Here is a 25,488-nt window from a genome sequence, read left to right on the forward strand (position 1 = left end):
TTATATAACTATGTAATATCTTAATTAGACTAATAGCAGAATAAAACTTATTGGGAATAATAATCTCGTCAAAAGCTTAATAATTATCTTTCTATTATTCTTTATTGCCATATTTGGATTTTCTGGTGGATATTGCATTCCTCTATCCTCATGAACTGAGTTGGTTAATGAATTAGTGGGATGTAAATCCCATGGTTTTTCTTTGTTTAGCGCATTTTGTAGCCAATCCCAGTAGTATTGAACCATTTTATCTTCACCTAATAATTTAACATTATCTTTTTGTATATAACCCATCTGTTCGTTAAATGTCTGAGTCTTTAAGACTAAATAATCTTCTGTAAAAATCTTATAAAATGTCCTTCTTTGTAGATGGCTAAATAAAACTAAATTCGTGAATATCTTATTCTTTAAGAATTTCCTGTAATGTCTTACTATTACTCTTGCTTTATTGTTTCCTAGTGGAATATGATCAAGAACTTGAATATATCTTGTGCTTTCAGGTGAGCCTTTATATATAAAAATCCTGCCAGGTGGTACGAATTTTATTCTTATAAACTCTTCTTGACCATTTGTTTTATATGAATAAATACTTTCTATTTGTCTACTATCTCGTTTTATTTTCTGATTAAAGCTTGTAATGGTTTCTCTGTTAACGTTTTTGTCTGGTATGGTATCTCCGTGCATCCAGAATACATGTAATATATCTAGGTGATTTTCAATAATTCTTGCCCAATCTGCTTTGAAATCTACATAAACTTCTTCATATTCATACTCTAATGATGGAAATCCATAGGAATCAGGAAGTAGGCTATTGATTGAGGACTTGATCTGGAAGTCTTCAATATTTGCAAGTGGTGTACCTGTATAATATATATATATATAACCCTCTTTTTCTATACATGGGTATTGAAATAGCTTTATACTTTTCGCATAATTATCATAATTAGAATCTATAATATGCTGGCAAGTTATTCTATCTAAATTTGTACAACTCCCTTGAGATGAGAACCTTGCACCATGATAAGGACATACAAGTTGTCCATTTATAACTTCACCACCTAAAAACGAAGCTCCCCTGTGGGGACATACGTCTTTTACGCATCTTACAATTCCTTCTCTATCGCGATATAAAACAAGTGGCTCATTGTAAATTGTAAAATGATTTAATTTGCCCTCCTTAATTGTCTCACTGCTTGAAACTGAATACCATCCTAATATTCCATTGGTTAGTTGATTAGAGGGCTTTGAAGCAATATTATCTATTTCTTTTACAGCCTTTTTCTCATTAAAAGCAGATCTAATGAGATTATTAGTCTCATATTCAAATGATTTATCTTCTTTTCCTTTTTCTTCTTTCATAGGCGAGCAGCTCTTTTGGTGAGGTGTTTAACTCATTTAAAGAGTATTCTCCTGAAATGTTTAAAGTCCCAAAAAAATAGCACCTAAAGCCTTCGAGAATCGATTAAATTTACATAAAAAAACTTGTATCCCGATTAGCTGATCCTCTATGTAATTTTTAGTCTTTGTTGCTTTGGAGAAATCTTTTATTTAAAGGCTTTTTGGGGAAATCTCTATGCTAGATACAAATTCTGTTGCTTCTTCAATATCATTACAGAATTTACAAGTTCCAAGATAGCAACCAAGATATCTCATAAAGGATGTTTTACCCCCTGTTAATTGGTATTTATGAATAGTGCCTCCATATGGAGTAGATTTTACAAGTTGAGGTAAAGCAGCCATTACAGCCTTCAATAATTTAGTTTTTTATAATTTGCTTTTTATATCAATGAATTGCAATAGGTAAATTTACCAAAAGGTTGAGATAGATATGTGCTTTTTATCTTTATCTTCTTGCTGCCGTGTCAGGAGATCTAATCTGCATAACCATCGTCGTCATCTGATTCTATAATTCGCGGAGTGTTTTTAATATGCTCGTCCCATGGATGAACATATGAATCTTTGTCAGAGTAAACTTCACTTTTTAACTCTTCTATCAAAGTTTCGAATTGTTTGATGATTCTTTTTAAATTGTCCTTTTTCATATATATAGTTGTAATTAAATAGATTTTAAATTTATTGTAATCATAATACTCTATAATTTATTTATTCACTTTATTTATTTGTTTATAGTATCTGATTGCTCACATAGTCAAATTTAAAGTAATACAAGTAATATGTTTAATATACATTATTTATTTTGTTTATTATGATTGATAGTAAAGTATAGATCTTTGTAATGGCTAATTTAGTTTCAGTAAGATTTTCATAAAAAGTGCTAATTAGATTCAAATTGCTTTTATCAGGTGCTAATCTGTTAATTAGAATAATTATAAAAAGTCTTTTCCTTTTTTAGGCTTGCCTGAAATGAGGATTCTCCTGAACCTATACATATCCTATTATGAGGGTGCTTTTAACTGGTGGTTCTGGATTCATAGGTTCGCATATTGCATTGTTGTTGCTAGAGAAGGGATATGATGTCTTAATACTAGACTCTTTCGCAAATAGTTCTTCAAAGGCAATTAATGCAATTAAAACTTATTTAGATAATAAAAATCTTGGCTATAATTTAAAAACGATTGATGGGGATATTAGAGATAAACAACTTTTAAATAAAATTTTTAGTGATGCCGCAAAGAAATTTAATCCTATACAAACAGTTATACATTTAGCTGGCTTAAAATCTGTATCTGAATCTGTTGTTAATCCTCTTCATTATTGGGATGTAAATGTTTGTGGGACGCTAAATCTTTTAGCTACAATGAATGAAAATGATTGTTACTCAATTGTTTTTAGTAGTAGTGCAACTATCTATGGTTTAACAGATTCTATTCCAATATCTGAAGATCATACTATTTCACCAATAAACCCATATGGAGAAACCAAAGTTGCAATTGAAAATATGTTTTATGATTTATTTAGATCAAATGTCAAATCTTGGAAAATTTGTTCCTTACGCTACTTTAATCCTGTTGGGGCTCATCCATCTGGCTTAATTGGTGAAGATCCAATCGGCATACCAAACAATCTATTCCCTTACATAACTCAGGTAGCAATTGGAAGAAGAAAGTTTGTAAATATTTTTGGTGATGATTGGGACACCAATGATGGATCAGGAGTTCGTGATTATATTCATATTATGGATTTATCCGAAGGTCATATAAACGCTTTAGATTTTTTATGTTCTAAAAAATCTTGTCTTGAATTTGTTAATTTAGGTTCTGGGATAGGATACTCAGTATTTCAGATAATTAGCCAATTCGAGCAATCTACAGGTTTGCAAATTCCCTTTTCAATTCAAAGCAGAAGAGATGGTGACGTTGCAAAATGTTATGCAGATATTTCAAAAGCAAAAAAATTATTAGGTTGGACTCCTAAAAGATCATTAGAACAGATTTGCTTGGATGGATGGAAATGGCAAAGAAATAATCCAAATGGGTATACTTAATAATTTTTTAATTACAAGCTTTGAATTATTAGATTAAATTTCTATAGTAGAGTAAATAATATATATATATGCAAAATTATATTTAAAATTAAATGATGAGGATTGTATCTGATTTTTAGTAAGAGATTTTAAATTGGATTATTAACCTACTGTTAGCCTCCTTTATATTATTTTCACATCAAGGTCTAAAATATAAAGTAATTATTTTAATATACGTTACTATTTATTAATCAATCAACTAGATATGTCTTGCTGAGTGATTGTTGTCAGAGTTTCGATCGACAGGAGATAGTCGTAACGATAACGTCCGCCTTTTACTTTAATCAATCCATGATTTTGGCGTTGCTGCTACTAGACATTTCATTTGTTCCTCTTTTGATAGTTTATTCCATTTTTTAGGCATAAAAATTTGTCCTCGAATGAGGATGATAAAAATTTGGAATTAAACAATCAACCACACAATCACCTAAATGGTGTTGGGATTTTTTCGCTTTATTAAATAGAATCATTATTAAAACCTTTGTAATTTTTTCACTTGAATATTACAGTTTTAGACTTGTCTGATCTGTTTCAATTACACGATAAGCGTTTGACAATCATCCGTTTTCCGGCGAAATTCCCTCGCTCACTATTTTTTAATTCTACTTTCAAATTACTCACTATAGATTAATTAGAGACAAAAAAATTTTTCAATTTCAGGTTTGATTTACCTTTTTTATATTTTGTACGTGACGATTTAAATATATTTTCTGACCTTCGTGCTATCCGCCCGACGAATTAAATTAAATCATTTCAGTCACAGAGAACTTTTTGAGAGGATTAGACCATTTTTCTTTAGTGAAAGTGTGCATTTGAAAAAAGTCGATGGAGCTATAAATGGAATGTCTCTTCTTCTTGTAGTTTTAGCTACTTCCTTAAATATAAAAAAATGCATTAAAAAAGCCCTTAGGGCTTGGTTTGAAGTGGTGGCGGGGGGAAGATTTGAACTTCCGACCTTCGGGTTATGAGCCCGACGAGCTACCAGACTGCTCTACCCCGCGTAGCAAACAAAGCATACATCTTTAAGTGTCGCTAAAGAATAATTTGTTTTCGTTATGGGACCTTTAATTGTCCTTTAACTTCTAAATATATGCCAGGTTTCTTCTGGAGGATCATTTCATCCATTTCATCTAATGCCGATGGAGTGAGCCATTCAAGCTGTCTAAGAAGATGTATGGCTACAGCGTGTTTTGCTCTTTTTGATCCATCTTCAACCTTTATTGAGAGTCCAATTCCTTCACCTAAAAGACCTATACATTGGATTCCTTCACTTCCGCCTTTGCTGACGATTTGTTTGTGACCTCTTTTAATTATTTCCGAATCAAAACAGCCTTTCCCAGCAAGAAGATCTGGGTGATTTGTCATTGCACGAGTTATTTTTTCGAATTCTGGTTGGTCTGATTTTGATAAATGAGCGTATAAAAGAGCCATCTGGGACAAACGTAAAAGTAAGGTCGGGGCTCCACAGTCGTCTCTTTCGGCAATCAATTCTTCAGCGGGTATTTTTAATATCTCTGAAACTCTTCGGAAAATTTCTTTTTGAAGTGGATGATGTCCCATTAAGTAGCTATCTAAATCCCAGTTCATTTTTTTGCAAGTTGCAAGAAATGCTGAATGCTTTCCTGAACAATTATGTTGAAGATTGCTTTCTCTGTTTTTGGGGATGGGGCATTTGAGTTCTTTTATATCTATGTTTGCATTCCAAAGGAGCTTGAAAGCTGTTCTCGCTTGCTCAGCTGAGCCAGAATGAGAACCACATGCAAGAGCCAAGGTTTTGTTGTCTGAATTGTATTTTTCTGAAGTACCGCTTGTAAGGAATGGCAAAGCTTGGAATGGTTTCAGTGCGGACCTTATGAATGTTTCATATTCACATAAGCCTGCTTTCATTAATATCCTGCCTTTCGTATCACATATCGAAGCGTGTGCTCTGTGTATGGATTCAACACTTGAACCTCTTTTTACCAGAACCTTCATAGGATTTATTTCTTGATTTAACGACTTTCCTTGTATATTCATGTATAATTCATTTCTAAAATTGTAAATAATAATAATATAATAATAACTGCGATTAATAGTATTATTATTACTTTTAAATGATTTAAAATTGGTTTGATTTGGTATTGAGCTACAAGTAATTCTTTCGCTCTCCAATCAATAGGTTTTTCCCAGACCTGTCCGTCATACCATCCAGACTCTTCATATTCAATATTTTCAGAATTAAGACGTTTGTATATGTATAACCAACTTAGCCATTGTCTTACTAGTAATAATATAGGAAAAAAAAGAGAGGAGGTGAAGCTTACTAATGCAAATTCAAAAATGTTGTTTTTTAAGTAATCACTTCCGTAAGATATTATTAAACAAATTGGTGTAGTTAAAAACCAGCTAAATAATAATTTTCTATAGAAAATACTTCTTTCTAAAAAAGGCCATGAAATTATCCATGAATTTCTAATACTATTAAATTCATTTAAGGGCCTTTGGTTTATTGGAACAGGGCATATTATTTTATCCATCTTTTAAGGCTATTAATTTATTATTAATAAAATCATGAGTAATCCCATTGCTCCAAAATGATTCTAAATCATAGAATTTTCTTTCATTAGGTTGAAAAACATTAATTATTAGATCTCCGTAATCTAACAAGGCCCATTTCGCTTCATTTATTCCTTCCTTCCGAAGAGGAAGTAGATCAGCTTCTTCTCTTAGTGTCTGTTCTACATTATTAACTATCGCTCTTACTTGAACATCGGAGAGTCCTTCTGTAATTAATATCCAATCAGCAATACTGGAAACCTCGTCTACTTTTAAAAGTTTTATATTTCCTGCTTTTCTATCATCGCAAGCAACTGCAGCTAGTTCAACTAAACCCCTACTATCCATAAACATTTTCACTCGTAACTGATTTTTTAGATCCCTCCTGAGCTGCCATTTCTGCTCGAGCTCTTTCAGCACTCTTTCTGAGTGCTTCTAATCTGTCTTCATAAAATGTACGCTTTTTTTTCTTTCTAGATTTTTCTACTAAATCTTTTAATGCTCCGCCAAGACTTTTATATGCATTTGGAACGCTATATCCAAATCTGCAAGCTAAATCTATAGCCCTCTCATCAGCGGATATTGCATCTTGCAATCGTTTCTCTGAATTATTTTTCAAGTAAAGCCTATAACCTGCAAAACCTGACAATCCAAGTGCCATTAAAAGTAGCAATCCATCTTGAACCCATAATTCTCCAATGGCACCACCTAAACCTATTGCAAGAGCTGCCATTTCCCACCCATCTCTTGGAATAGTGTCATTTTGAATGCGTCCCACCTCATGCCAAAACAATAGATTTCTATGATCTTGAGCTAGATAGTCCCATTGCTCAAGGTCAACTTGAATCTCCACTTCATCTCGCCCAATTTCTTCAAGCGTGATTAGAGGAGGATCTATTGCTGCTGCGGCTTCAATGAATACCCAGCTTTGGTTCTCTGGTGGCAGCAGCCCTTTAAGGCGCTGTAGTTCGCTCATACTCTTTGTTTCTTATTCGGAAAGTTAGTTAAACTTTAATGGTAGTTTGCCGATCTAGGCAGTAGATGATAAACAGATACCTAGTATGTGTGACATAAATGAAGTTTACAAGAAATTCAAATGCCACGGCGTAAAGATATACGTCGGATTTTGATACTAGGGTCTGGACCAATTGTTATTGGACAGGCCTGTGAATTCGATTATTCCGGTACCCAGGCATGTAAGGCGCTAAGAAGCGAAGGTTTTGAAGTTATTTTAGTTAATTCTAATCCAGCTTCAATAATGACGGATCCTGAAACGGCAAACAGGACATACGTTGAACCACTAACGGCTTCAGTTGTTGAACAAATTATAGAAATAGAAAAACCTGATGCCCTATTGCCCACAATGGGTGGGCAAACTGCTTTGAATATTTCAGTTGAATTGGCTGAATCAGGCATTTTAGAAAATTACAATATTGAATTAATTGGTGCAGATCTTGAGGCAATTAAAAAGGCAGAGGATAGAAATTTATTTAAAATTGCGATGAATAATATTGGGGTTGATGTTTGTCCATCTGGTATTGCTTCTAATCTTCAAGAAGCTGAAATAGTTGGAAATGAAATTTCTTCATTTCCAAAAATTATTCGTCCTGCTTTCACATTGGGAGGAAGTGGAGGTGGTATCGCCTATAACCAGGATGAATTTTTAGAATTATGTAAAACAGGTCTAGATGCTAGTCCTGTATCTCAAATACTTATCGAAAAATCTCTTTTAGGTTGGAAAGAATTTGAGTTAGAAGTTATGAGAGATTTATCAGATAATGTTGTAATTATATGCAGTATTGAAAATATAGATCCTATGGGAGTTCACACTGGAGATTCGATTACAGTAGCTCCAGCGCAAACTCTAACTGACAGAGAATATCAAAGGCTAAGAGACTATTCAATTTCAATAATTAGAGAAATTGGAGTAGCAACTGGTGGAAGCAATATTCAATTTGCAATTAATCCCAATAATGGTGAGATTATTGTGATTGAGATGAATCCTCGTGTTAGCAGATCATCAGCTTTAGCAAGTAAAGCAACAGGTTTTCCTATTGCTAAAATTGCAGCTCTCTTGGCTGTTGGTTTCAGATTAGATGAGATTATTAATGATATTACTGGCATGACTCCCGCTTGCTTTGAACCTTCAATTGATTACATAGTTACTAAAATACCTCGTTTTGCGTTCGAAAAATTCTCAGGAAGTTCTTCAATTCTCACTACCTCAATGAAGTCAGTAGGAGAGGCTATGGCAATAGGAAGATGTTTTGAAGAATCTTTTCAAAAGGCAATACGATCCCTTGAGACTGGTTTAAGTGGTTGGGGTTGTGATCGTGAAGAGGAAAAGCTTTCATCTATTGAATTAGAGAGAAAATTAAGGACTCCTTCTCCAGATAGAATTATGTATGTCCGATTGGCCATGCTGCATGGTCGTAGCGATAATGAAATTTTTTGTTTTTCTAAAATAGACCCTTGGTTCTTATCTAAATTTAGGAATATAGTAAATGCTGAGCAGAAATTACTAAAGTATGAAAGTATTAATCAATTAGACTCTAATTTTTTATTTAAACTAAAACAACTTGGATTTTCCGATCGTCAAATTGGATTTGCATTGAATTCAGATGAATTAACAATTAGATCCAAAAGAATTGCCCAAAGAATAATTCCTATTTTTAAAACAGTTGATACATGTGCTTCTGAATTTGCCTCTAATACACCTTATCATTATTCAACATATGAAAGACCAGCTTTCAAGATAGATAAAGATGGAAAAATAATTAAAAATATCAATCTTAATGAGATTAAAGTTGATAACAAAAATAAAATTTTAATTCTTGGTGGTGGCCCTAATCGTATTGGACAAGGAATTGAATTTGACTATTGCTGTTGCCATGCTTCTTATCAAGCTCAAGTGGAAGATTTTACAACAATAATGATAAATAGCAATCCTGAAACAGTTTCTACTGATTATGATACAAGTGACATACTTTACTTTGAGCCACTAACTCTAGAAGATGTTCTAAATGTTATTGAGGCTGAAGATCCTTTTGGAATAGTTGTTCAATTTGGAGGACAAACTCCTTTAAAACTTTCATTACCAATATTAAATTGGCTAGATAAATCTGAAAATCTAAAGTTGCGTACTAAAGTTTTAGGTACTTCTCCAAAATCAATAGATTTAGCTGAAGATAGAGAGCAATTTGATAAGGTTTTGAGGCGATTAAGTATTAGACAACCCAAAAATGGTCTTGCTAGAACTTTTGAAGAATCAATAGAAGTAGCTAACATAGTTGGTTACCCACTGGTTGTTAGACCTTCATATGTCCTTGGCGGTAGAGCTATGGAAATTGTTTATGAACAAGATGAATTAGAAAAATATATAAATGAAGCTGTAAACGTTGAGCCTGATCATCCAATTTTAATTGATCAATATTTAGAGAACGCAGTTGAGGTTGATGTAGATGCTTTATGTGACGTCAGTAAAGATGTTGTCATTGGAGGCTTAATGGAACATATTGAACCAGCGGGTATTCACTCCGGTGATTCGGCCTGTTGCCTGCCTGCGATAACTCTTTCTGAAGAATCAATCAAAACTATAAAAAAATGGACTAAATATTTGGCTATTGAATTAAATGTTGTTGGTTTAATTAATCTTCAATTTGCTGTCAAAAGAGATAACAAAGGAAATGAGATTGTTTACATTATCGAGGCAAATCCAAGGGCTTCAAGAACTGTTCCTTTCGTTTCTAAAGCTACTGGTATCCCTCTCGCGAAAATTGCAACTCAGTTACTCCTAGGTAAAAAACTTAAAGATATTGGTTTAAATCAAGAACCAATTCCACCTCTTCAAGCAATCAAAGAAGCTGTAATGCCCTTTAGACGTTTCCCTGGCTCAGATAGTGTTTTGGGACCAGAAATGCGTTCAACAGGAGAGGTGATGGGATCTGCTGATTCATTTGGCATGGCCTATGCAAAATCTGAACTTGCAGCCGGGGAGGGATTGCCTACCTCTGGTTCTGTCTTCTTATCTACTCATGATCGAGATAAAGCTGCATTAATTCCTGTGGCGAAAAAATTAATTGGGTTAGGTTTTTCATTATTAGCAACCTCAGGTACTTCTAAATATCTCCAAGCATTCGGTTTAAATGTTGAAATGGTTTTAAAAGTTCATGAGGGAAGACCCAATATCGAGGATATGATTCGATCTGGAAAAGTTCAGTTAGTAATCAACACACCTATTGGAAGGCAAGCAATTTATGATGACAAATATCTTAGGAAAGCAGCACTTGACTATTCAGTACCAACTTTAACTACCTTAAAAGGTGCTAGCGCTGCAGTAGAAGGTATTCAGGCATTGCAGAGTCAGTCCTTATCAGTTTCAGCATTACAAGATATTCATTCTTAAACATCTTTTGATATTTATGTAAATTTAATATCTTGTAATCTCAATTATAAATATTATTTATTTTATGATATTTATTTCTATAAATTGTTAAATATCAATTTTATAATCACTTTTTTCAGTGTCTTTTCGATCATTTTTGGCAAAGCTCTATTACTACCTGATTAAAAATTCACCTTTTTTTCAAATTTAGACATACAATTATGTTCTTGCTTGATAATTGGAATGACCGCAACAGCTTCTTCTTCCCCAAAATTAAGAGTTGATACACGCGGAACTAATGAGTTGCCGCCACATTTAGATGAAAACCTTTTAACACCTCGTTTCTATGTAACCGAATTCAAGAAAGCGGCCAAGACAGAATTAACTGATGCACGTGAAGAGTTCGAAGCAATGCTATCAGAAATGAAAGCGGATTATAACTGTACTCATTTTGATAGAAAGGCAAGTCTTGATAGATTAAAAGAATTGCCTCAGAAGGCAAAAGAGACTTATGAGAGTTATTTAGTTAGATCAGTCATATCAGAGTTTTCTGGATTCCTACTATTTAAGGAGATTTCAAACCGTTTAAAGAAAGAGGGAAATAGGGATCTTGGCAAACTATTCCAGTTTTTAGCTAGAGACGAAGCTAGACATGCTGGCTTTCTCAGCAGAGCATTAGTTGCAGAGGGTATTGAAGTGGATCTCCCTCATCTAGGTGGAAAAAGAGCAGCAACTTGGTTCCCCATAAGTTGGGTTATTTACTCTGTATATCTTTCAGAGAAAATTGGATATTGGAGATATATTTTAATGGATAGGCACCTTAAAGCTAATCCAGGGGAAGCTTTTGCTCCCTTATTTGACTTCTTTGAACCATGGTGTCAAGACGAGAATAGGCATGGCGATTGCTTTACTGTAATGATGAGATGCTGGCCTGGAATTACTAAAGGTTGGAGAGGTAAGTTATTAAGTCGTTTTTTCCTTTGGAGTGTATTTCTTACTCATACATTGACAGTTTGTGAAAGAGGAGAATTTTATGAATTATTGGGTATTGAGCCTAAAGAATTTGATGAGGAAGTTATTAAAAGAACTAACCACACATCTAAAAATGCATTCCCTTGGGTATTTAATTTAGAAGACAACAGATTTTGGGATTTAAGAAATAATATTATTGAAGCTTTCAGAGCTTTTGTCTCCACAAAAGGGATATCTAAACCAGTTAAATTTATAAAATTTGTTTCTTTAATTTTTCAGCAATTTGCTTTACCTATGGAGGCAACTAACGCATTAAGATACGATAAGGATGTTAATTTTACTGGTGGAGATATTCTGAATTTTTGGACTGACAAGTAAGAGTATTTAGAGCTTTTAAATATCAAAAGGATTGCCAGCTTGAGTTTCCAGTCCTTTGAAATATTTACCAAATTGAGCGTTATAGACTTCGTCTTCTTCTTGTGTCACGCATTCCAAAGGTCCAATAGCTTTTGAAACGCATAACAAACCATAACCTTTATCTCTAAGCTCTTTAGACAAACCTATACAAGCTTCTTGATCCATTTTTCCTGAAATTATTTTAACTGCGCACTCTGAGCAGCAGCCGTTTCTGCAAGAGAAAGGAAGCCTATTTCCGATAATTTCGCCATTCTCATCTTTGGATTCGAAATTTCTCAAAATGTACTCACCTTCAGGTACCTCAAAGGTATATGTTTTTCCTTCCTGTTTATGATGGATAGTTATTTTATGAACAGGCTTCATAAGGTTATTTATTTCTGAATTGATATATCTTTTATTTCTGGTGGTTCAGGGGGCAAACTTGCATGCTCCCAAAGCTCATCGATATTGAGTTCTTTGCTCAACTTTTCTCCTCCAAAGCGAAGCTTTAGCCAAGCTATTGTTGTTGCATCTTCCGCTACAACTGCTTCATAACCCTCTTTTTCAGTGATATTGAATTTGCTGACTAACGAACAATTGAGATACCACATAGGATAATCTGCGCCTCTGCGATCCCTTCTCTCATGAAAGGATTCTCTTAATTGTCCATTACCCTGTAGTTGTCCTTCTGGGGCGATAAGTACATTTAGGGCTTTGGTCTCTGACATTATTTAGGATCAGATATATAGATCTTAGGCAAGATATCCTAGGACCTTAAGTAAATAACTTTAGTAAAATGACTTACATTTATGCAACTAGTTTGATAGATCTTCACAAGATTTCCTTATTATTTTCAAGTAATCTTTCTAATTATTTAAAGAGGTAAATATACTTTTTTCTTATTTGAAAATTAATTATTTAAGCCTCTTTTTTGGGAGCCTCAGCCTTCGCTTTAAGAGCCTCTGCCTCAGCAGCTTTCTTCGCTTCTTCAAAATCAATTCTGTTTTGTAGTTGACCTGAAGCTCTCATCCAATCATTTACGCTAGCTTCCTTGCCAGCGGCTTCACATTCCTCTTGATACTTCAAGAATGGATACCAATGATGTGTCGCATTCTTGGAATCTGTTAAATTAGTCAATTTCTTAAGTATTCAATGATTTAATTATCGCATCATATTTTCTTCTTTTGGCAGCATATTAATTTTTTATAGTAATACTTCTAACCTTTGTTGAACTTATTACTCTTAGTTCGTTTTGAATGAAAATCCGATTTTGATGAAACTAGCTTTTATTGGTCTTGGATCTATTGGGAAACCAATGTCTGAGCGACTTATTGATAATGGTTATTATTTGAATTTATATCAGAGAAATAAACAAAAAAAGGATGAAAAAAGAAAATATTTTGTTGACCCTATAGAGGCTGTTACTGACTGCGATGGACTCTTGATTTGTGTTACTGATGATAATGCGGTTGAATCTGTTTTATTTGGAGATAATGGAGTAGCAGACTCACTAAAGCCGAAATCTTTTGTGATTGATTTCTCTACAATAAGTCCTAATAAATCTATCTCCATACATAAGAGATTAGCTAAAAAAAATATCTTTTATGTTGACTGTCCAGTTTCAGGGGGGACAGAGGGAGCTGATAAAGGTTCACTGTCTTTGTTTATTGGTGCAAGCAAAAAAGAGTGCTTATCTTTTGAACATATATTTAATGTCCTCGGCAAATCAATTAATTATTTTAATGGCGTAGGTAAAGGCCAACAAGTCAAAGCTCTTAATCAAATATTAGTCGCAGGAACATATGCCGCAGTAGCCGAGGCAATGGAATTAGGGAAATTGCTTGATTTGCCCATGGATGATGTTGTTTCTGCTTTAAAAGTTGGAGCAGCGAATTCATGGCCATTAGAAAACAGATCAAAAGCAATGTTGATTGATAAACATCCCTTGGGATTTAAATTAAAGTTGCATCATAAGGATTTATCTATTGGCATTGATCTGGCTAAATCTATAAATATTGACTTACCAATAGCTTCTAAAGTAAAAGAGATTGAGCAACGATTAATGCAGGCTGGTTTGGGTGAATTAGATATCTCTGTTCTTCATAGGTATATCTCAAATAAAAGAATAGATCACTAGAATTATTGTAAATATTGGTTTTTAAGAACTTATTGTATTTACAAATACAAAGAAGTATGTTATGTTTATAATAATTATTTAATTCTTAAATTTTTTTATGAAGTTGGAGAAGCAGCACGCGAAACTTATAAAGTTGCAAACTAAAGCTGAGTCTTGCATGTCTCGTGAAGAGGCTCAGAAGATTATTCGTAAGGCTGAGAAAGCTCAATCAAAGATTTCAGGATAGTTATTTATTCTTTAAGTCATTAAACATTATACCTTCATGCTTTTGGAATTTAACACTCCAAAGATTTGAACAAATTGATTTTAATTTTTCTATTAAAGTATTTGTATCTCCGCTATTAATCCAATTTGATTTTATTTCCGGAATATTATTATGCATACTTTCAAAACTAATTTCTGCTAGTAATAATCCAGTTTCATTGTTTGCTATTTTAAGACTACCTTCAGTAGTTCTTTGAAATATCCTTAGTAATAAATCAAGTATTATCTTTTCGACTTCTTTGTTAGACGATTGACTTAAAGGATCAACTCCTGAAAAAGTTTTTCCTCCAAGAGGCATTAATCTTTTATTATTTTGCTCTGCAAGAGCAATCGCTATTACATATTTTTGTTCTTCCATTTAGTTTTAACAACCTATAAATTTTTCACTCCTTTTATTTTATCTGCTATGTAGGCAAAAATGTTTTATCTTAATGTTGAAGCATTTGAAAATTAATTGCACAATAATCCTAGTGACTTGATCGTTGTAGATCAGCTGAGTAAATATTATCGAGTTGCAAACAAACAACCTGGCTTTAAGGGTACTCTTAAGCATTTTTTCGATCGCAAGACTTATGACGTCCCTGCCGTCACTGATATCAGTTTTAAAATTTCACAGGGAGAGGTCGTCGGATTTCTCGGAGCTAATGGAGCTGGTAAGACCACTTTATTAAAAATGATGTGTGGTCTTATTCATCCATCGACAGGGTTAGTTGATGTTGGAGGTTTCTCTCCTCAACGAAGGCAACCTGCTTTTCTAAAGGAGATAACTTTGGTTATGGGGCAAAAGCAACAGTTGATTTGGGACCTTCCTCCCATGGACTCTTTGTATGTAAACGCAGCTGTATATGGTTTGTCTGACCACGAAGCAAAAGTAAGAATTAATGAATTAGCTGAAATGCTTGAATTAGGAGAAGAACTTACAAGACCTGTAAGAAAGTTGTCTTTAGGACAAAGAATGAAATCTGAAATTCTTGCTGCCTTGTTGCATAAACCATCTGTCCTTTTTCTAGATGAACCTACTCTTGGTCTAGATGTAAATGCTCAAGCTAGAGTTCGTAGTTTTTTATCTGAATACAACAAAAGAACTGGTGCGACAATTTTGCTAACTAGTCATTACATGGCTGATATAACAGCATTATGTCCAAGAGTTATCTGTATTCATAAAGGAAACCTTTTTTATGATGGTGACCTTGATTCACTGGCTAATTCATTATCACCCTCAAGAGAGGTAAAAGTTGAATTGAAAAAACCATGTACAAGTGAACAATTTGAAAAATATGGTGAGATTCAAGATTTAAATGATCGTTTTGTATGTTTATTAGTTTCAAGAGAGAAATTGACAGATGTAGTAAGCAATCTATTAACTGATTTCGATATTATCGATTTAGAGATTAGTGATCCTCCTATTGATCTACTGATAGGAGAATTATTTATTAAAGGTGAAGTCAATTGAGAATATTTGGATTGTCTTTCAAGGTTATTAAGACCCTACTAACAACACAATATGCATATATGTTGGAATATCGAATAGAAATAGCTTTATGGGCTCTATCTGGAGTACTACCATTTATTATGTTTTCTCTTTGGAGTCAAAATGATGTTGGTAATTCATTTGGTCTAAATGATATAGAGTTGGCAAGATATTTTTTAAGTGCTTTTCTAGTTAGGCAATTTTCAGTTGTTTGGGTCGTCTTCTCGTTTGAGGAGGATTCTCTCTCTGGTCGATTATCTCCATATTTGCTGCAGCCTTTGCACCCTCTTTTTAGATATGTAGCTTCTCACTTGGCAGAGCAGGCAACAAGACTTCCTTTCGCAATAGCCATAGCTATTACCTTTTTTATATTAAATCCATCATCTTTTTGGCTTCCTTCACTGCCTCAATTGTTTTTGGCGTATTTATCTACTCACTTTGCTTTTACTATCGCTTTCCTTCTTCAAAGTTTAGTCGCTGCACTTTGCTTTTGGACTGAAAAATCTAGTGCTCTTGAGAGATTAATATTTGTTCCTTATCTTTTTCTTTCTGGTTTATTAGTACCTTTATCAGCCTTTCCTTCTAACGTTCTAAAACTGGCAATGTTAACACCATTTCCCTATCTAATTAATTTTCCAGCAAAGATTTTATCAGGGATGCCAGTTGATATTTTTAATGGCTTTTTAGCTCAGATCTTGTGGATTTCAATACTGGTACCTTCTGTAAATATTCTTTGGAAACTTGGTGTAAAAAGATATACAGCAATGGGAGCCTAATATGCAGCGTTACTTTAAAACTATTAGATTATTTTGGTCTACAGCATTTGCTTCTCAACTTGAATATCAATTAAATTTTTTAATTGAGTTGTTAGCTATGTTGGGAACTCTTTTGGGAAGTGTATTTATATTATCCCTTTTTTTTACTGGAGGAAGGCAATTAGGAGATTGGACTTGGGAATCAGCCTTAGTTATTCAGGGAGTTTATACCTTTCTCGATGGTTTAACGAATGCTCTTTTACGACCAAATTTAACCGAGATCGTTAATTACGTTAGAGAGGGTACTCTCGATTATGTTTTATTAAAACCAATTGATAGTCAGTTTTGGCTATCAGTTAAAAAGTTTTCTTTTGCAGGATTACCTGAAATTATTTTAGGAATTTCAATTGTTTTTTGGGCGGCTATCCAATCAGGTTCATCTTTTTCAATTTACTCATTATTTGTATTTAATATTTCCTTATTGATTGGTTTTATTATTCTTTATTCAGTTTGGTTCCTAATTGCTGCATCAAGTATTTGGTTCGTTAAGACATGGAATGCTACAGAAGTTCTTAGAGCTTTGTTAGCTGCAGGTAGATACCCTATTTCCGCTTATCCTGTTATTTTGAGATTCATATTTACTTTGGTTTTACCTGTAGCTTTTTTAACCACTTTTCCTGCTGAGGCAATTCTTGGAGAACTTAAATTTAATATAATATTTTTTGGCCTAATATTAAGTAGTTTATTTTTTATTTTTAGCAGACTCTTCTGGAAATTCGCCCTTAAACATTATACTTCTGCCTCAAGTTAAATTATTTAATTAATTTCATTAAATATTTTTATTTTAACGATATTTATAAATTATGAGCTTATTGTCCAATACCAAAGAATGAATTGAATATGAATAATAAACTAAAGACTGAGAGGAATGAAATCCCAAACCAGCAAATTGTTTTTAGAACAATTCCGTAATGAAATTGACTTTTGACTAATGAGCTATTCATAGTATCCATAGCCATCCATGCAAAGAAAGGAGCTGTCAGGAAACTACCGGTCATTGCCCCGAAGACATAGTCTTTAACTCCAATTCCTCCAGATTTGGCAATAAGAAGAGCACAAAGTGATGCAAAAACATGAAATATTATCCATTTCTTGAGACGTTTCTTTTCAATCAAAGTAGAGCTATTACCCTTGTCTGAGCGAGTTATCAAACCATGAGCTGATGAGATGCTCCTGGGATATGCATCTAAACATGTAAGCGTAGTGCTGAACATTGCAGCAAAAGCTGCAGGTACAATTATCCACTTTGCCCATCCACCAATGGATTCTGTATACAAGCGGATCAAATTCTGAGCAAAACTAACTCCTGAACCTGTAAGCATTTCATCGCCAGTGCCATACATTGTGTATGCACCAAGTATTAGAAAGAAAATTGCAGTTAAAACAGTGATGAAATATCCAAGATTGAAATCAAATTCTGCTTCTTTCAACGTGGCTGTGTGATCTGTCTCTTTAGCTCTTGAAAACATCCACAATGAAGGCCATATACAAAGCTCTACTGGACCAGGCATCCAACCCATAAGAGGAATTAGAAAACCAAGGTTTGAGAGAGTCCACGGAGAGGGTCTGCTATTCAAGAATGAAATATTGATATCTCCAGCGGGGCCTTTAATAAGTAAAGAGATAACAGCAAAAAATGTTAATACTGTAAGCAAAAATACTAGTATTTTAGATATCCTATCAAGAGCTTTATATTGGCCTATAAATAATATTAATGAACAGACTATTAATATACCTATAGCTAAATCTAAAGCAGGAAAGGATGAAAAAATTACTATATTTTTTAAAAGGAGACCAGTAACAAAGCTAACGGCAGAAATAGTAAAGGTTCCTGTAATTAAACCAACTATTAAATATAAAGGTAAATAAAATTTATTACGTTTTTGAAATCCCTCTAAAAGTGATAATCCAGTCACTGCTGTAAATCTTGTTCCAACAAGTAAAAAAGGATATTTAACTAGATTTGTTAATAAAATAAGTCCAAAAAGCGAAAATCCAAATTTGGCACCCGCTGTAGTTGATGACATTAGGTGTGACCCGCCTATGCATGCTGCAGCTAAGAGGATTCCAGGGCCAAGGCTTTTTCTATAACCCATGGATTTACTTGAGGCTACTTTTTCCATTTGATTGGGAGGTTAGTTTATTTTTACAATAAAAATAATTTTTTCAATTTAAGTACATAAAGATTATTATTTTATACTTAGATATCTTTTTATTAAATTGTCTTTTTCTAAGTTCTATTTATTGCCCAGTGTCTATAGGCTTTAATTAATGACTAGTTCTGTTAACCTATATTTGGCTTCAGGAGTCAGTGAGGATAAAAGCTTTTGGCTTGTTAACTTTACTGAGGATGATGATATCTTGAATTCTACAGGTTTTGAATTGCTTGAGTGCTATAGAAAGGAATTATTTGGTATTGAAGCTGCAAATGAAGTTAAAGAAGCAATTAATAGCACATTAGATATTCTGGCTTTTGATTCTAAATTTGATCGATATAAATTAGATAATTCTATTATTGGTTACTCTTCTGAGATTCCCATTAACATAATTGAAGATATTTTTGATATATGGGCCTATAATTATAGTAATGATATTCTATGGAAAAAATATATTGGTTTATTGAACTTAAGAAAAAAAATAAAAACCAATAATTATTATATTAATTTAGGATTAAAAGGTGATACTTATGAATTTGCTACTAAATTAAATGGATTATTGAGTTTTAGTCCAAACAACTTGTCATTTAGAGTTGATAAATCTAATGATTTGATGTGGTAAAAATCGTTTATGATCGAGATTTATTGTATAAATCTCGATCTTTATTAGCTGCATTGATACTTTCCCAGGGAAAAATTATACATTCATTATTTTTTATATATTTATAAGAATTCCACCATGTAGCCCCTTTTTTGCTAACCCATACATGAGTTTCTGTACCTTTTAAATATCTTATTTTTTCAAGTGTATGACCCTTTTCGTATATAATTAACTATGAGAGAATTACTTTTAGACTCTTCTAATAGTGGTAGTTCAAGTGAATGACTTACTGCAACGGCAATAAATAGTCCTCACCTAGGGAAAGCATAAACTCCTTAGGATTTTTTATTTTTACATTTCATACATATTTAATATAGGCATTTATCAAGATTTGACCAGTTCAACTTATTTAGTTATAGGTATTTACTATGATTTCTTTACTCTTAAGGTATATTTTTAAAACTTCCTAGATAAACTGTAGTACCCCATAAAGCCACCTATGGTGAGTATGCCAGCTATCGGAGCCGATAGATTTAATGGCGTCGCCCAATCGTGAACCATCAATGAAGCTAACATAAGATACTTTTTATAGTTAATTCTAAAAATACTACATCTATTTTAGTTTTGTTATTATGTTCGTAATAATTCACAACTATATTAAATTATTACCTCATTCAAAAATAATTTCCCTCTAATATTATTATTTTATTGATATAAATTTCTTTAATGTATTTTTATCTATGAATCATTCTTATTATTTGTTTCAAAGAATCTAGCTACTTGTCCATATATTTTTCCAAATAGCCAGGAAATAGCAATAAGGCCAAAAATCCCTAAAATTATTGTTACCGCTGAAATTCCTGCATCATTTGGGCCGTAATTTATTGCTGGGTCAAAACCTTCCACGATTAATTTAATTAGCTTTTTCCATATTAATATTTTTTTGATTTAATTTCCGATTCTTAACTTTCTTGAAATCTGTATATATTCAAATTTTTTATAGTTGAATTATGTATAATAATTATTATCTGAAATCATATAATGAAATGGGAGTATCACGTAGTCCATCTAAACGTAGACGAATCGTCAAGTATAAAAGAAGAATCGAGCAATCCTGAAGCTGCAAGTCAAAAACTTAAGGGTTCACTAAGTCCAGATTTTCTCAAAGATCAATTCCCTGAACAATATCAGGAAAATGAAGGATCCAATCATCCTGCTATTCAACTAAGTAAATTTCTAAATAAAAAAGGACTTGAGCGATGGGAACTTTCAGAAACAATTAAAATAGCTAATATGTTATTTCTTATCATGAAACGCCAAGTTGATTAGTAGTTTAGAAAATATCTTTCATCGTAAATATTAACCAGTTAATTAAATTGATTGGATTGGCTATCTTTTTAATAGCTCTATTTCCATTTAGCTCGTAGACAACCTTATATTTTCCTAATATGAGAACACTATTTTGAGGATTATACTGTTTTTTAGTTTCTCCCAAGCTATATTCTTTTCTTGTTTGTTCGTTTAATTCGGTGTTGAAAATCCAAATTCTTAGATTATTTTCAGTAATTAAGACATATCCAATACCCATCCCATCGGTCATTTTATAATCAACAATTTCTCCATTTATTATCTGAGGTAAGTTATCGAATAATTTGTTTGGTAGCAGAGTTTCTAATTTTGACTTATCTACTTTTATCTTGGACCCAATTGGTATTAGTGGATTTACTTCCATTATGAATAACTTTAGATTTTACTAAATTAACATATTTTTTGAATCAATGAATTAACTATCCATTTACTCAAAATTCCTTTATGTGTTGAAAAGCCTATCTTTGTTTCTTCTATATTTAAAGTCTTTAAAACCCTTTGGTTTCGTTTTTGTTTTCCTTTTTCCCCCTATACTCTCCTTCTTCTTTTAAATAATTAACCTTTACATAATTAATTCCAATTATCGTTAGTCTTATAAAGACAAAAGCCGTAGCTATAAATCCCACCAAGATAAAAATTGATAAAAGGGCAGACCCTAGATCTATTTCAGATAATTTGAGCATGCAAATAATCTCTACTAATTTATTTAATCTTTATAAGTCGAATTTTAATTCAAGATCAAATTATAAATAAATTTTAATTTATATTGGTTACAAGACATCAGTAGAAAAAAAAATAAAATGGATGCATAACTGAAATAGGAATATAAATTGAAAATGAATCAAACTCAATTTAAAATCCCACTTTCAAGCTTAAGGCCTTATACAGTTCATTATAGGAACTGTGATAATCAACGTCTTGAGAATTGCTTTTATGCATGTGATGCTTATGAAGCAAGATTACTTGCAATGGAATTTAATAGATATATTCATGAGCACCCAAATTGTATCGACCTTATTAGGAGGGAAATTATTACGAATATTTAGTCTATACATAATAGATGATTTTTGTATAAAAGAATTCATTTAGATTTATATGTTAAATATTGATATTTTTTCTCAAATCTTTTTGGGATTTATATCATTTTTATCTAATTTCATTTCTGCGTTATCTGGAGGAGGCGCAGGATTAATACAGCTTCCAGCTCTCTTATTTTTTGGCTTACCTTTCTCAAAAGCTTTAGCAACTCATAAGGTTGCTAGTGTTGCACTTGGCTTTGGGGCGTCAATCCCACATTTAAAGAAAAATAACTTACAAATAAAATACGCTTTTTTGATATTAATTTCGGGAATACCTGGCGTTTTAATAGGGGCCTATACATCTTCCATTTTGCCTAATAACTTTTCTACTACGTTATTAGGTTTTTTCACTCTGTTTCTGAGCTTTTACTCAATAAAGCAGAAAACACTTGGCAGTTCAAATCAAAAAATCCGAATTAGTAAGTTAAAAATACTAATCGGCTCATTAGGCCTTTTTATGATTGGTTTCGTCAATGGCTATCTTTCTTCTGGTACTGGGCTATTTGTGACGATTTGGATGATAACAATATTTGACTTATCTTTTTCTGAGGCGGTTCCTTATACCTTGATATTTGTTGGAATTTTTTGGAATGGTATTGGCGCCCTTTCTTTAGGATTAACTGGAAATATTATTTGGAAATATATACCTGTTTTGATTTCAGGTTCACTTCTAGGTGGCTATTTTGGAGCTTATTTTTCAATAATTAAAGGTTCTAAATTTATTAAGGTAGTTTTTGAAATAATTTCTTTTTCTGTTGGAATTTCATTACTAATCAAAGCCTTTTTATGAGTATTACTTTGTTAAAAGTTTTTTATACGCATCCAGCTTTTTCTAAATCATCTTGCAATTTACTTTCACAGTCTAAAACCCTTGCCCAACATGGCAATTGCTGCTTGACAGGTGATTCAAGGAATTTATTTATTGCGGGTCTTAATAGTTTCCCAAAAGTATGAACTGCTAGTTCTTCCTTATGTCGACTGTAGGGCAACTGATTAACTGAGGAATCTAAACTAAATTGTTTAACTCTATCTTCTCCTGCTCTTCGATATAAAACCTCCAAGTTTGCTAATTGAGAACTTGTAAGTGTTCTTGCTTCATGTTCCATCAAACCTCTTAAAACACTGGAAAGAATTTCAGTAGACATTTTTTGGAGGCCTTCATTAGCCTTTGAACCTATTTCTTTATGCTTGTGATCGAAAATCCCAAGATCCACTTGGGCAATTCTTGATATTCTTACATTTTTATAGACCTCTGATAGAAGCCCTATCTCCAGGCCCCAGTCACATGGGATCCTTAAATTCATTGCTAAGTCAGTAGTAAAAGCAAATTCTCCAGCGAGTGGGTATCTAAAAGACTGTAAATATTGGATGAATGGGGCATTCCCCATCAATTGTTCCAAACTTGATAGAAGTGGACCTACAAATAGTCTGGTAGCTCTACCTTGTAGTGCATTTGTCTCAAGAGATAAACGACTGTAAAAAGCTTTTACATAAGAAATCCCATTTGATTTTTCAAGTAAAGGTCCCAACATTCTTGCTGGATATTTAGAGTTGAATGTTCTGATATCTGCATCAAAAAGTGCTACAACCTCAGAGCTTTTTGTTGCCACACCTACTCCTTGCCATACGGCCCATCCTTTTCCTGGAACACCTAATAGATCTAGGCCATTCTTCTCTTGGTCTTTTAGCAATTCAATTACCGCGGGACTATTCGTCCATTGGACGTGAACTGGATATGGCATTTCTTTAAAGAAATCTCTTGCTTTTGCTACCTCTTCTCGATTATTTGCCGATAAAGCTATGACTAATTGATTTAAATTTTTTAATTCTTTTAAAGTGGTTCTTATTAGTTTTAATGCTGGCCTACTGAATTCTTCGTATAGGCATGGAATAAGTATTGATGTTGGCCTTTTTAATAGGTCTTTATTTATTTGAGATACTGGATCTTTTGCTAGTCCGTACTCATGAATAGTTGTGATTAAACCCTGCTGAAAGTCCATTCAAGAAAAAAGTTTTACAGATTCAAGGTGGGAGCTACGATGAGGTAGAGATGATTGTTTCCCTTTAAAGAGTGTCTGAGTTGGATAGTGAATTAGATGAACTGAGATTGTCTCTCAGAGAAATTTATCCTGATCACTCTGAACAAGAAATCAATTCAGTGTGGTCACAATTGTTGCAGATTCTCGATCCATTTCGTGTTAATAACGACACTGATGAATTAGAGATTAAATCAATTTGGGATGCTTCAAGTGTTGTTTTGATTACATACCCAGATTCAATTTATAGGAAAGGTGAATCAACATTAAAAACATTAACTGAATTCGTTAAAAATAGACTAGGCGCTCTTTCTTCAGTCATACATGTTTTACCATTTCTTCCTTCTACAAGTGATGGAGGATTCGCTGTCTCTAATCATGAAAAGATTGAAGATACTTTTGGGGATTGGAATGATTTAAAGGATTTATCAAGTAAGCACAAAATAATGGCAGATCTAGTTTTAAATCATGTCTCTTCTTCTCATCCATGGGTTCATCAATTTATAAAATCAGAGAATCCCGGTATTGGCTACATTGTTGCTCCATCTGAGACTCATTCTTGGGAGAAAGTTATAAGACCGAGAAATTCATCGCTTTTCACTAACATAAATACTAATCAAGGCTTTAAGAACGTTTGGACAACATTTGGACCGGATCAGATTGACGTTGATTGGAGTAATCCACATATCTTTTTAGAGTTTTTGAAATTATTGGTTAGATATGTAAATAATGGAGCTGAATGGATTCGACTTGATGCAATTGCTTTTATTTGGAAGGAGCCATACACTACTTGTTTACATTTAGGCCCAGTACACTTAATAGTTAAGCTTTTAAATAAATGCCTTAAGATTATAAAACCATCGGCTGTATTAATTACTGAAACTAATGTACCGGAAAAGGAAAATCTTTCTTATTTGATTGAAGGTAATGAAGCAAATCTTGCTTATAATTTTACTTTACCTCCTTTATTATTAGAAGCTATTTATACCGGTAAAACAGATTTGTTGAATAATTGGTTATCCAATTGGAATGAGTTGCCAAAGGATACATCACTGCTTAATTTTACTTCTTCTCACGATGGTATTGGTTTGAGAGCATTAGAAGGAATTATGGACGATCATAGAGTACATAATCTCTTGGTTGAATCTGAGAAGAGAGGAGGATTAGTTAGTCATCGTCGTCTTTCAAACGGGGAAGATCAACCATATGAATTAAACATTAGTTGGTGGAGTGCAATGTCTCACAATGGAGCTGATATCTCTTTACTACAATTTGAACGTTTTTTACTCAGTCAGATATTCACTTTATCTCTAAAAGGAGTTCCAGCCTTTTATCTTCCATCGATATTAGCTTCTCCAAATGATCTTGACTCTTTTAGAAAAACTGGGCAAAGAAGAGATTTAAATCGTGAGAAATTCGAGGCTAGCGAATTACTTGAGCTTCTAAAGAACTTTGATTCTCCTGCTAGTAAAAATATTTCATATCTTACTCACATAGTTAAAGTTAGATCAAGACTTAAGGCTTTTCATCCAGAGGCGAGTATGAAATGTATCTCTACTAATATTGATAATTGTGTAATAATTCAAAGAGGTTTGGGTGAAGAAAGTGTTTATATATTTTGTAATATGTCTAACAAATATTTAGATATTTATCCATTGAATGAACTTGATTTATGCAATTCATTTTCAAATAAAAGTTTAATTGATAATATTACAGGCTCTCATTTTAATACTGATACATTTAAACTTAATCCCTATCAAGTAGCTTGGTTCTCTTTAACTGATTAGTAT

General features: G+C 32.9%; 29 protein-coding genes and 1 tRNA gene. 13 read left to right on the top strand and 17 right to left on the bottom strand.

Annotated elements, in window-relative coordinates; translation table 11 throughout:
- Nucleotides 1-24: 24 nt before the first annotated feature.
- The 3 genes from AC6EIZ_RS01150 to AC6EIZ_RS01160 form a co-directional block, all read right to left on the bottom strand.
- Nucleotides 25-1,359: a Rieske 2Fe-2S domain-containing protein gene (locus AC6EIZ_RS01150; protein WP_498511660.1), complete on the bottom strand. Its 1,335-nt coding sequence runs from the start codon at nt 1,357-1,359 to the stop codon at nt 25-27.
- 189 nt (nt 1,360-1,548) lie between these two features.
- A complete protein-coding gene (locus tag AC6EIZ_RS01155; RefSeq protein WP_498511661.1) occupies nt 1,549-1,740 on the bottom strand; it encodes a hypothetical protein in 192 nt (63 codons plus the stop codon).
- A gap of 131 nt (nt 1,741-1,871) precedes the next feature.
- A complete protein-coding gene (locus AC6EIZ_RS01160) occupies nt 1,872-2,042 on the bottom strand; it encodes a hypothetical protein (protein WP_498511663.1) in 171 nt (56 codons plus the stop codon).
- A 356-nt stretch (nt 2,043-2,398) separates the two neighbouring features.
- Between AC6EIZ_RS01160 and galE the strand changes: the two genes are divergently transcribed.
- Nucleotides 2,399-3,445 (top strand): UDP-glucose 4-epimerase GalE, encoded by a 1,047-nt coding sequence (galE, locus tag AC6EIZ_RS01165; RefSeq protein ID WP_498511665.1) that lies wholly within the window; start codon nt 2,399-2,401, stop codon nt 3,443-3,445.
- 963 nt (nt 3,446-4,408) lie between these two features.
- Here galE and AC6EIZ_RS01170 read toward each other — a convergent pair.
- From AC6EIZ_RS01170 to AC6EIZ_RS01190, 5 genes are all read right to left on the bottom strand, one after another.
- A tRNA-Met gene (locus tag AC6EIZ_RS01170) sits at nt 4,409-4,485 on the bottom strand.
- Nucleotides 4,486-4,537: 52 nt separating this feature from the next.
- Nucleotides 4,538-5,500 (bottom strand): asparaginase, encoded by a 963-nt coding sequence (locus tag AC6EIZ_RS01175; RefSeq protein ID WP_498511667.1) that lies wholly within the window; start codon nt 5,498-5,500, stop codon nt 4,538-4,540.
- Nucleotides 5,497-6,000: a CGLD27 family protein gene (locus tag AC6EIZ_RS01180; protein ID WP_498511669.1), complete on the bottom strand. Its 504-nt coding sequence runs from the start codon at nt 5,998-6,000 to the stop codon at nt 5,497-5,499. Before AC6EIZ_RS01180 ends, AC6EIZ_RS01175 begins: the two co-directional genes overlap by 4 nt.
- Complete coding sequence (gene rsfS / locus AC6EIZ_RS01185; protein WP_498511671.1) at nt 5,993-6,367, bottom strand: ribosome silencing factor; 375 nt, start codon at nt 6,365-6,367, stop codon at nt 5,993-5,995. Before rsfS ends, AC6EIZ_RS01180 begins: the two co-directional genes overlap by 8 nt.
- Nucleotides 6,360-6,995: a DUF3318 domain-containing protein gene (locus AC6EIZ_RS01190; protein WP_498511673.1), complete on the bottom strand. Its 636-nt coding sequence runs from the start codon at nt 6,993-6,995 to the stop codon at nt 6,360-6,362. The genes rsfS and AC6EIZ_RS01190 overlap by 8 nt, the downstream gene beginning before the upstream one ends.
- A 120-nt stretch (nt 6,996-7,115) precedes the next feature.
- Between AC6EIZ_RS01190 and carB the strand changes: the two genes are divergently transcribed.
- Complete coding sequence (gene carB / locus AC6EIZ_RS01195) at nt 7,116-10,424, top strand: carbamoyl-phosphate synthase large subunit (protein WP_498511675.1); 3,309 nt, start codon at nt 7,116-7,118, stop codon at nt 10,422-10,424.
- A gap of 222 nt (nt 10,425-10,646) precedes the next feature.
- Nucleotides 10,647-11,753, top strand: a complete 1,107-nt coding sequence (acsF, locus tag AC6EIZ_RS01200; protein WP_498511677.1) for a magnesium-protoporphyrin IX monomethyl ester (oxidative) cyclase — start codon at nt 10,647-10,649, stop codon at nt 11,751-11,753.
- A 15-nt stretch (nt 11,754-11,768) separates the two neighbouring features.
- On the opposite strand, the gene AC6EIZ_RS01205 is transcribed toward acsF, so the two are convergent.
- The 3 genes from AC6EIZ_RS01205 to AC6EIZ_RS01215 form a co-directional block, all read right to left on the bottom strand.
- On the bottom strand, nt 11,769-12,155 hold the full coding sequence (locus AC6EIZ_RS01205; protein ID WP_498511679.1) for a 2Fe-2S iron-sulfur cluster-binding protein: 387 nt from the start codon (nt 12,153-12,155) through the stop codon (nt 11,769-11,771).
- Between the two features lie 8 nt (nt 12,156-12,163).
- Entirely contained in the window at nt 12,164-12,499 is a 336-nt protein-coding gene (locus AC6EIZ_RS01210) for a hypothetical protein (protein WP_498511681.1), read from the bottom strand.
- A gap of 190 nt (nt 12,500-12,689) precedes the next feature.
- Nucleotides 12,690-12,908, bottom strand: a complete 219-nt coding sequence (locus tag AC6EIZ_RS01215) for a hypothetical protein (protein WP_498511683.1) — start codon at nt 12,906-12,908, stop codon at nt 12,690-12,692.
- A gap of 136 nt (nt 12,909-13,044) precedes the next feature.
- Between AC6EIZ_RS01215 and AC6EIZ_RS01220 the strand changes: the two genes are divergently transcribed.
- Together AC6EIZ_RS01220 and AC6EIZ_RS01225 are read left to right on the top strand one after the other, a co-directional pair.
- Entirely contained in the window at nt 13,045-13,908 is an 864-nt protein-coding gene (locus AC6EIZ_RS01220; protein ID WP_498511685.1) for an NAD(P)-dependent oxidoreductase, read from the top strand.
- 97 nt (nt 13,909-14,005) lie between these two features.
- Nucleotides 14,006-14,134: a hypothetical protein gene (locus AC6EIZ_RS01225; protein WP_498511687.1), complete on the top strand. Its 129-nt coding sequence runs from the start codon at nt 14,006-14,008 to the stop codon at nt 14,132-14,134.
- Here the strand turns inward: AC6EIZ_RS01225 and AC6EIZ_RS01230 are convergent, their stop codons facing one another.
- Entirely contained in the window at nt 14,135-14,530 is a 396-nt protein-coding gene (locus AC6EIZ_RS01230; protein ID WP_498511689.1) for a DUF8680 family protein, read from the bottom strand.
- A gap of 96 nt (nt 14,531-14,626) precedes the next feature.
- On the opposite strand from AC6EIZ_RS01230, the gene AC6EIZ_RS01235 reads away from it, so the two are divergent.
- The 3 genes from AC6EIZ_RS01235 to AC6EIZ_RS01245 are packed head-to-tail and all read left to right on the top strand — an operon-like array spanning nt 14,627 to nt 17,209.
- Nucleotides 14,627-15,625: an ABC transporter ATP-binding protein gene (locus tag AC6EIZ_RS01235; protein WP_498511691.1), complete on the top strand. Its 999-nt coding sequence runs from the start codon at nt 14,627-14,629 to the stop codon at nt 15,623-15,625.
- Nucleotides 15,622-16,419, top strand: a complete 798-nt coding sequence (locus tag AC6EIZ_RS01240) for an ABC transporter permease (RefSeq protein WP_498511693.1) — start codon at nt 15,622-15,624, stop codon at nt 16,417-16,419. Before AC6EIZ_RS01235 ends, AC6EIZ_RS01240 begins: the two co-directional genes overlap by 4 nt.
- 1 nt (nt 16,420) lies before the next feature.
- The gene (locus tag AC6EIZ_RS01245) at nt 16,421-17,209 is read left to right on the top strand and encodes an ABC transporter permease (RefSeq protein ID WP_498511695.1); all 789 of its coding nucleotides are present in this window, start codon (nt 16,421-16,423) and stop codon (nt 17,207-17,209) included.
- Nucleotides 17,210-17,267: 58 nt separating this feature from the next.
- Here AC6EIZ_RS01245 and AC6EIZ_RS01250 read toward each other — a convergent pair whose 3' ends face one another.
- On the bottom strand, nt 17,268-18,581 hold the full coding sequence (locus AC6EIZ_RS01250) for an NRAMP family divalent metal transporter (protein ID WP_498511697.1): 1,314 nt from the start codon (nt 18,579-18,581) through the stop codon (nt 17,268-17,270).
- 148 nt (nt 18,582-18,729) lie between these two features.
- Here AC6EIZ_RS01250 and AC6EIZ_RS01255 point away from each other — a divergent pair, with 148 nt between their 5' ends.
- Entirely contained in the window at nt 18,730-19,236 is a 507-nt protein-coding gene (locus AC6EIZ_RS01255) for a josephin (protein ID WP_498511700.1), read from the top strand.
- A gap of 717 nt (nt 19,237-19,953) precedes the next feature.
- Here the strand turns inward: AC6EIZ_RS01255 and AC6EIZ_RS01260 are convergent.
- Nucleotides 19,954-20,121 carry a hypothetical protein gene (locus tag AC6EIZ_RS01260; protein WP_498511702.1) on the bottom strand — a complete coding sequence of 56 codons (168 nt, stop codon included), beginning with the start codon at nt 20,119-20,121 and terminating at the stop codon, nt 19,954-19,956.
- Nucleotides 20,122-20,256: 135 nt separating this feature from the next.
- On the opposite strand from AC6EIZ_RS01260, the gene AC6EIZ_RS01265 reads away from it, so the two are divergent.
- Entirely contained in the window at nt 20,257-20,544 is a 288-nt protein-coding gene (locus AC6EIZ_RS01265) for a hypothetical protein (protein WP_498511704.1), read from the top strand.
- A 4-nt stretch (nt 20,545-20,548) separates the two neighbouring features.
- Here AC6EIZ_RS01265 and AC6EIZ_RS01270 read toward each other — a convergent pair whose 3' ends face one another.
- Nucleotides 20,549-20,947 (bottom strand): DUF2862 domain-containing protein, encoded by a 399-nt coding sequence (locus tag AC6EIZ_RS01270; RefSeq protein ID WP_498511706.1) that lies wholly within the window; start codon nt 20,945-20,947, stop codon nt 20,549-20,551.
- Nucleotides 20,948-21,071: 124 nt separating this feature from the next.
- Nucleotides 21,072-21,266, bottom strand: a complete 195-nt coding sequence (locus AC6EIZ_RS01275; RefSeq protein WP_498511708.1) for a hypothetical protein — start codon at nt 21,264-21,266, stop codon at nt 21,072-21,074.
- 153 nt (nt 21,267-21,419) lie between these two features.
- Between AC6EIZ_RS01275 and AC6EIZ_RS01280 the strand changes: the two genes are divergently transcribed.
- On the top strand, nt 21,420-21,629 hold the full coding sequence (locus AC6EIZ_RS01280) for a DUF8647 family protein (protein WP_498511710.1): 210 nt from the start codon (nt 21,420-21,422) through the stop codon (nt 21,627-21,629).
- A 49-nt stretch (nt 21,630-21,678) separates the two neighbouring features.
- Nucleotides 21,679-22,452 (top strand): sulfite exporter TauE/SafE family protein, encoded by a 774-nt coding sequence (locus AC6EIZ_RS01285; RefSeq protein WP_498511712.1) that lies wholly within the window; start codon nt 21,679-21,681, stop codon nt 22,450-22,452.
- Between the two features lie 22 nt (nt 22,453-22,474).
- Here the strand turns inward: AC6EIZ_RS01285 and AC6EIZ_RS01290 are convergent, their stop codons facing one another.
- A complete protein-coding gene (locus AC6EIZ_RS01290) occupies nt 22,475-23,662 on the bottom strand; it encodes a glycosyl transferase (RefSeq protein ID WP_498511714.1) in 1,188 nt (395 codons plus the stop codon).
- Between the two features lie 71 nt (nt 23,663-23,733).
- Between AC6EIZ_RS01290 and AC6EIZ_RS01295 the strand changes: the two genes are divergently transcribed.
- Nucleotides 23,734-25,485 carry a sugar phosphorylase gene (locus AC6EIZ_RS01295; protein ID WP_498511716.1) on the top strand — a complete coding sequence of 584 codons (1,752 nt, stop codon included), beginning with the start codon at nt 23,734-23,736 and terminating at the stop codon, nt 25,483-25,485.
- Nucleotides 25,486-25,488: the final 3 nt, after the last annotated feature.

This window comes from Prochlorococcus sp. G4PB16 (assembly GCF_059772465.1).

Excerpts from the sequence above, each read along its gene's own strand:
- AC6EIZ_RS01150 (WP_498511660.1), bottom strand. The coding sequence starts at position 1,359 with ATGAAAGAAGAAAAAGGAAAAGAAGATAAATCATTTGAATATGAGACT.
- AC6EIZ_RS01155 (WP_498511661.1), bottom strand. The coding sequence starts at position 1,740 with ATGGCTGCTTTACCTCAACTTGTAAAATCTACTCCATATGGAGGCACT.
- AC6EIZ_RS01160 (WP_498511663.1), bottom strand. The coding sequence starts at position 2,042 with ATGAAAAAGGACAATTTAAAAAGAATCATCAAACAATTCGAAACTTTG.
- galE (WP_498511665.1), top strand. The coding sequence starts at position 2,399 with ATGAGGGTGCTTTTAACTGGTGGTTCTGGATTCATAGGTTCGCATATT.
- AC6EIZ_RS01175 (WP_498511667.1), bottom strand. The coding sequence starts at position 5,500 with ATGAATATACAAGGAAAGTCGTTAAATCAAGAAATAAATCCTATGAAG.
- AC6EIZ_RS01180 (WP_498511669.1), bottom strand. The coding sequence starts at position 6,000 with ATGGATAAAATAATATGCCCTGTTCCAATAAACCAAAGGCCCTTAAAT.
- rsfS (WP_498511671.1), bottom strand. The coding sequence starts at position 6,367 with ATGGATAGTAGGGGTTTAGTTGAACTAGCTGCAGTTGCTTGCGATGAT.
- AC6EIZ_RS01190 (WP_498511673.1), bottom strand. The coding sequence starts at position 6,995 with ATGAGCGAACTACAGCGCCTTAAAGGGCTGCTGCCACCAGAGAACCAA.
- carB (WP_498511675.1), top strand. The coding sequence starts at position 7,116 with ATGCCACGGCGTAAAGATATACGTCGGATTTTGATACTAGGGTCTGGA.
- acsF (WP_498511677.1), top strand. The coding sequence starts at position 10,647 with ATGACCGCAACAGCTTCTTCTTCCCCAAAATTAAGAGTTGATACACGC.
- AC6EIZ_RS01205 (WP_498511679.1), bottom strand. The coding sequence starts at position 12,155 with ATGAAGCCTGTTCATAAAATAACTATCCATCATAAACAGGAAGGAAAA.
- AC6EIZ_RS01210 (WP_498511681.1), bottom strand. The coding sequence starts at position 12,499 with ATGTCAGAGACCAAAGCCCTAAATGTACTTATCGCCCCAGAAGGACAA.
- AC6EIZ_RS01220 (WP_498511685.1), top strand. The coding sequence starts at position 13,045 with ATGAAACTAGCTTTTATTGGTCTTGGATCTATTGGGAAACCAATGTCT.
- AC6EIZ_RS01225 (WP_498511687.1), top strand. The coding sequence starts at position 14,006 with ATGAAGTTGGAGAAGCAGCACGCGAAACTTATAAAGTTGCAAACTAAA.
- AC6EIZ_RS01230 (WP_498511689.1), bottom strand. The coding sequence starts at position 14,530 with ATGGAAGAACAAAAATATGTAATAGCGATTGCTCTTGCAGAGCAAAAT.
- AC6EIZ_RS01245 (WP_498511695.1), top strand. The coding sequence starts at position 16,421 with ATGCAGCGTTACTTTAAAACTATTAGATTATTTTGGTCTACAGCATTT.
- AC6EIZ_RS01250 (WP_498511697.1), bottom strand. The coding sequence starts at position 18,581 with ATGGAAAAAGTAGCCTCAAGTAAATCCATGGGTTATAGAAAAAGCCTT.
- AC6EIZ_RS01255 (WP_498511700.1), top strand. The coding sequence starts at position 18,730 with ATGACTAGTTCTGTTAACCTATATTTGGCTTCAGGAGTCAGTGAGGAT.
- AC6EIZ_RS01265 (WP_498511704.1), top strand. The coding sequence starts at position 20,257 with ATGAAATGGGAGTATCACGTAGTCCATCTAAACGTAGACGAATCGTCA.
- AC6EIZ_RS01270 (WP_498511706.1), bottom strand. The coding sequence starts at position 20,947 with ATGGAAGTAAATCCACTAATACCAATTGGGTCCAAGATAAAAGTAGAT.
- AC6EIZ_RS01275 (WP_498511708.1), bottom strand. The coding sequence starts at position 21,266 with ATGCTCAAATTATCTGAAATAGATCTAGGGTCTGCCCTTTTATCAATT.
- AC6EIZ_RS01280 (WP_498511710.1), top strand. The coding sequence starts at position 21,420 with ATGAATCAAACTCAATTTAAAATCCCACTTTCAAGCTTAAGGCCTTAT.
- AC6EIZ_RS01285 (WP_498511712.1), top strand. The coding sequence starts at position 21,679 with ATGTTAAATATTGATATTTTTTCTCAAATCTTTTTGGGATTTATATCA.
- AC6EIZ_RS01290 (WP_498511714.1), bottom strand. The coding sequence starts at position 23,662 with ATGGACTTTCAGCAGGGTTTAATCACAACTATTCATGAGTACGGACTA.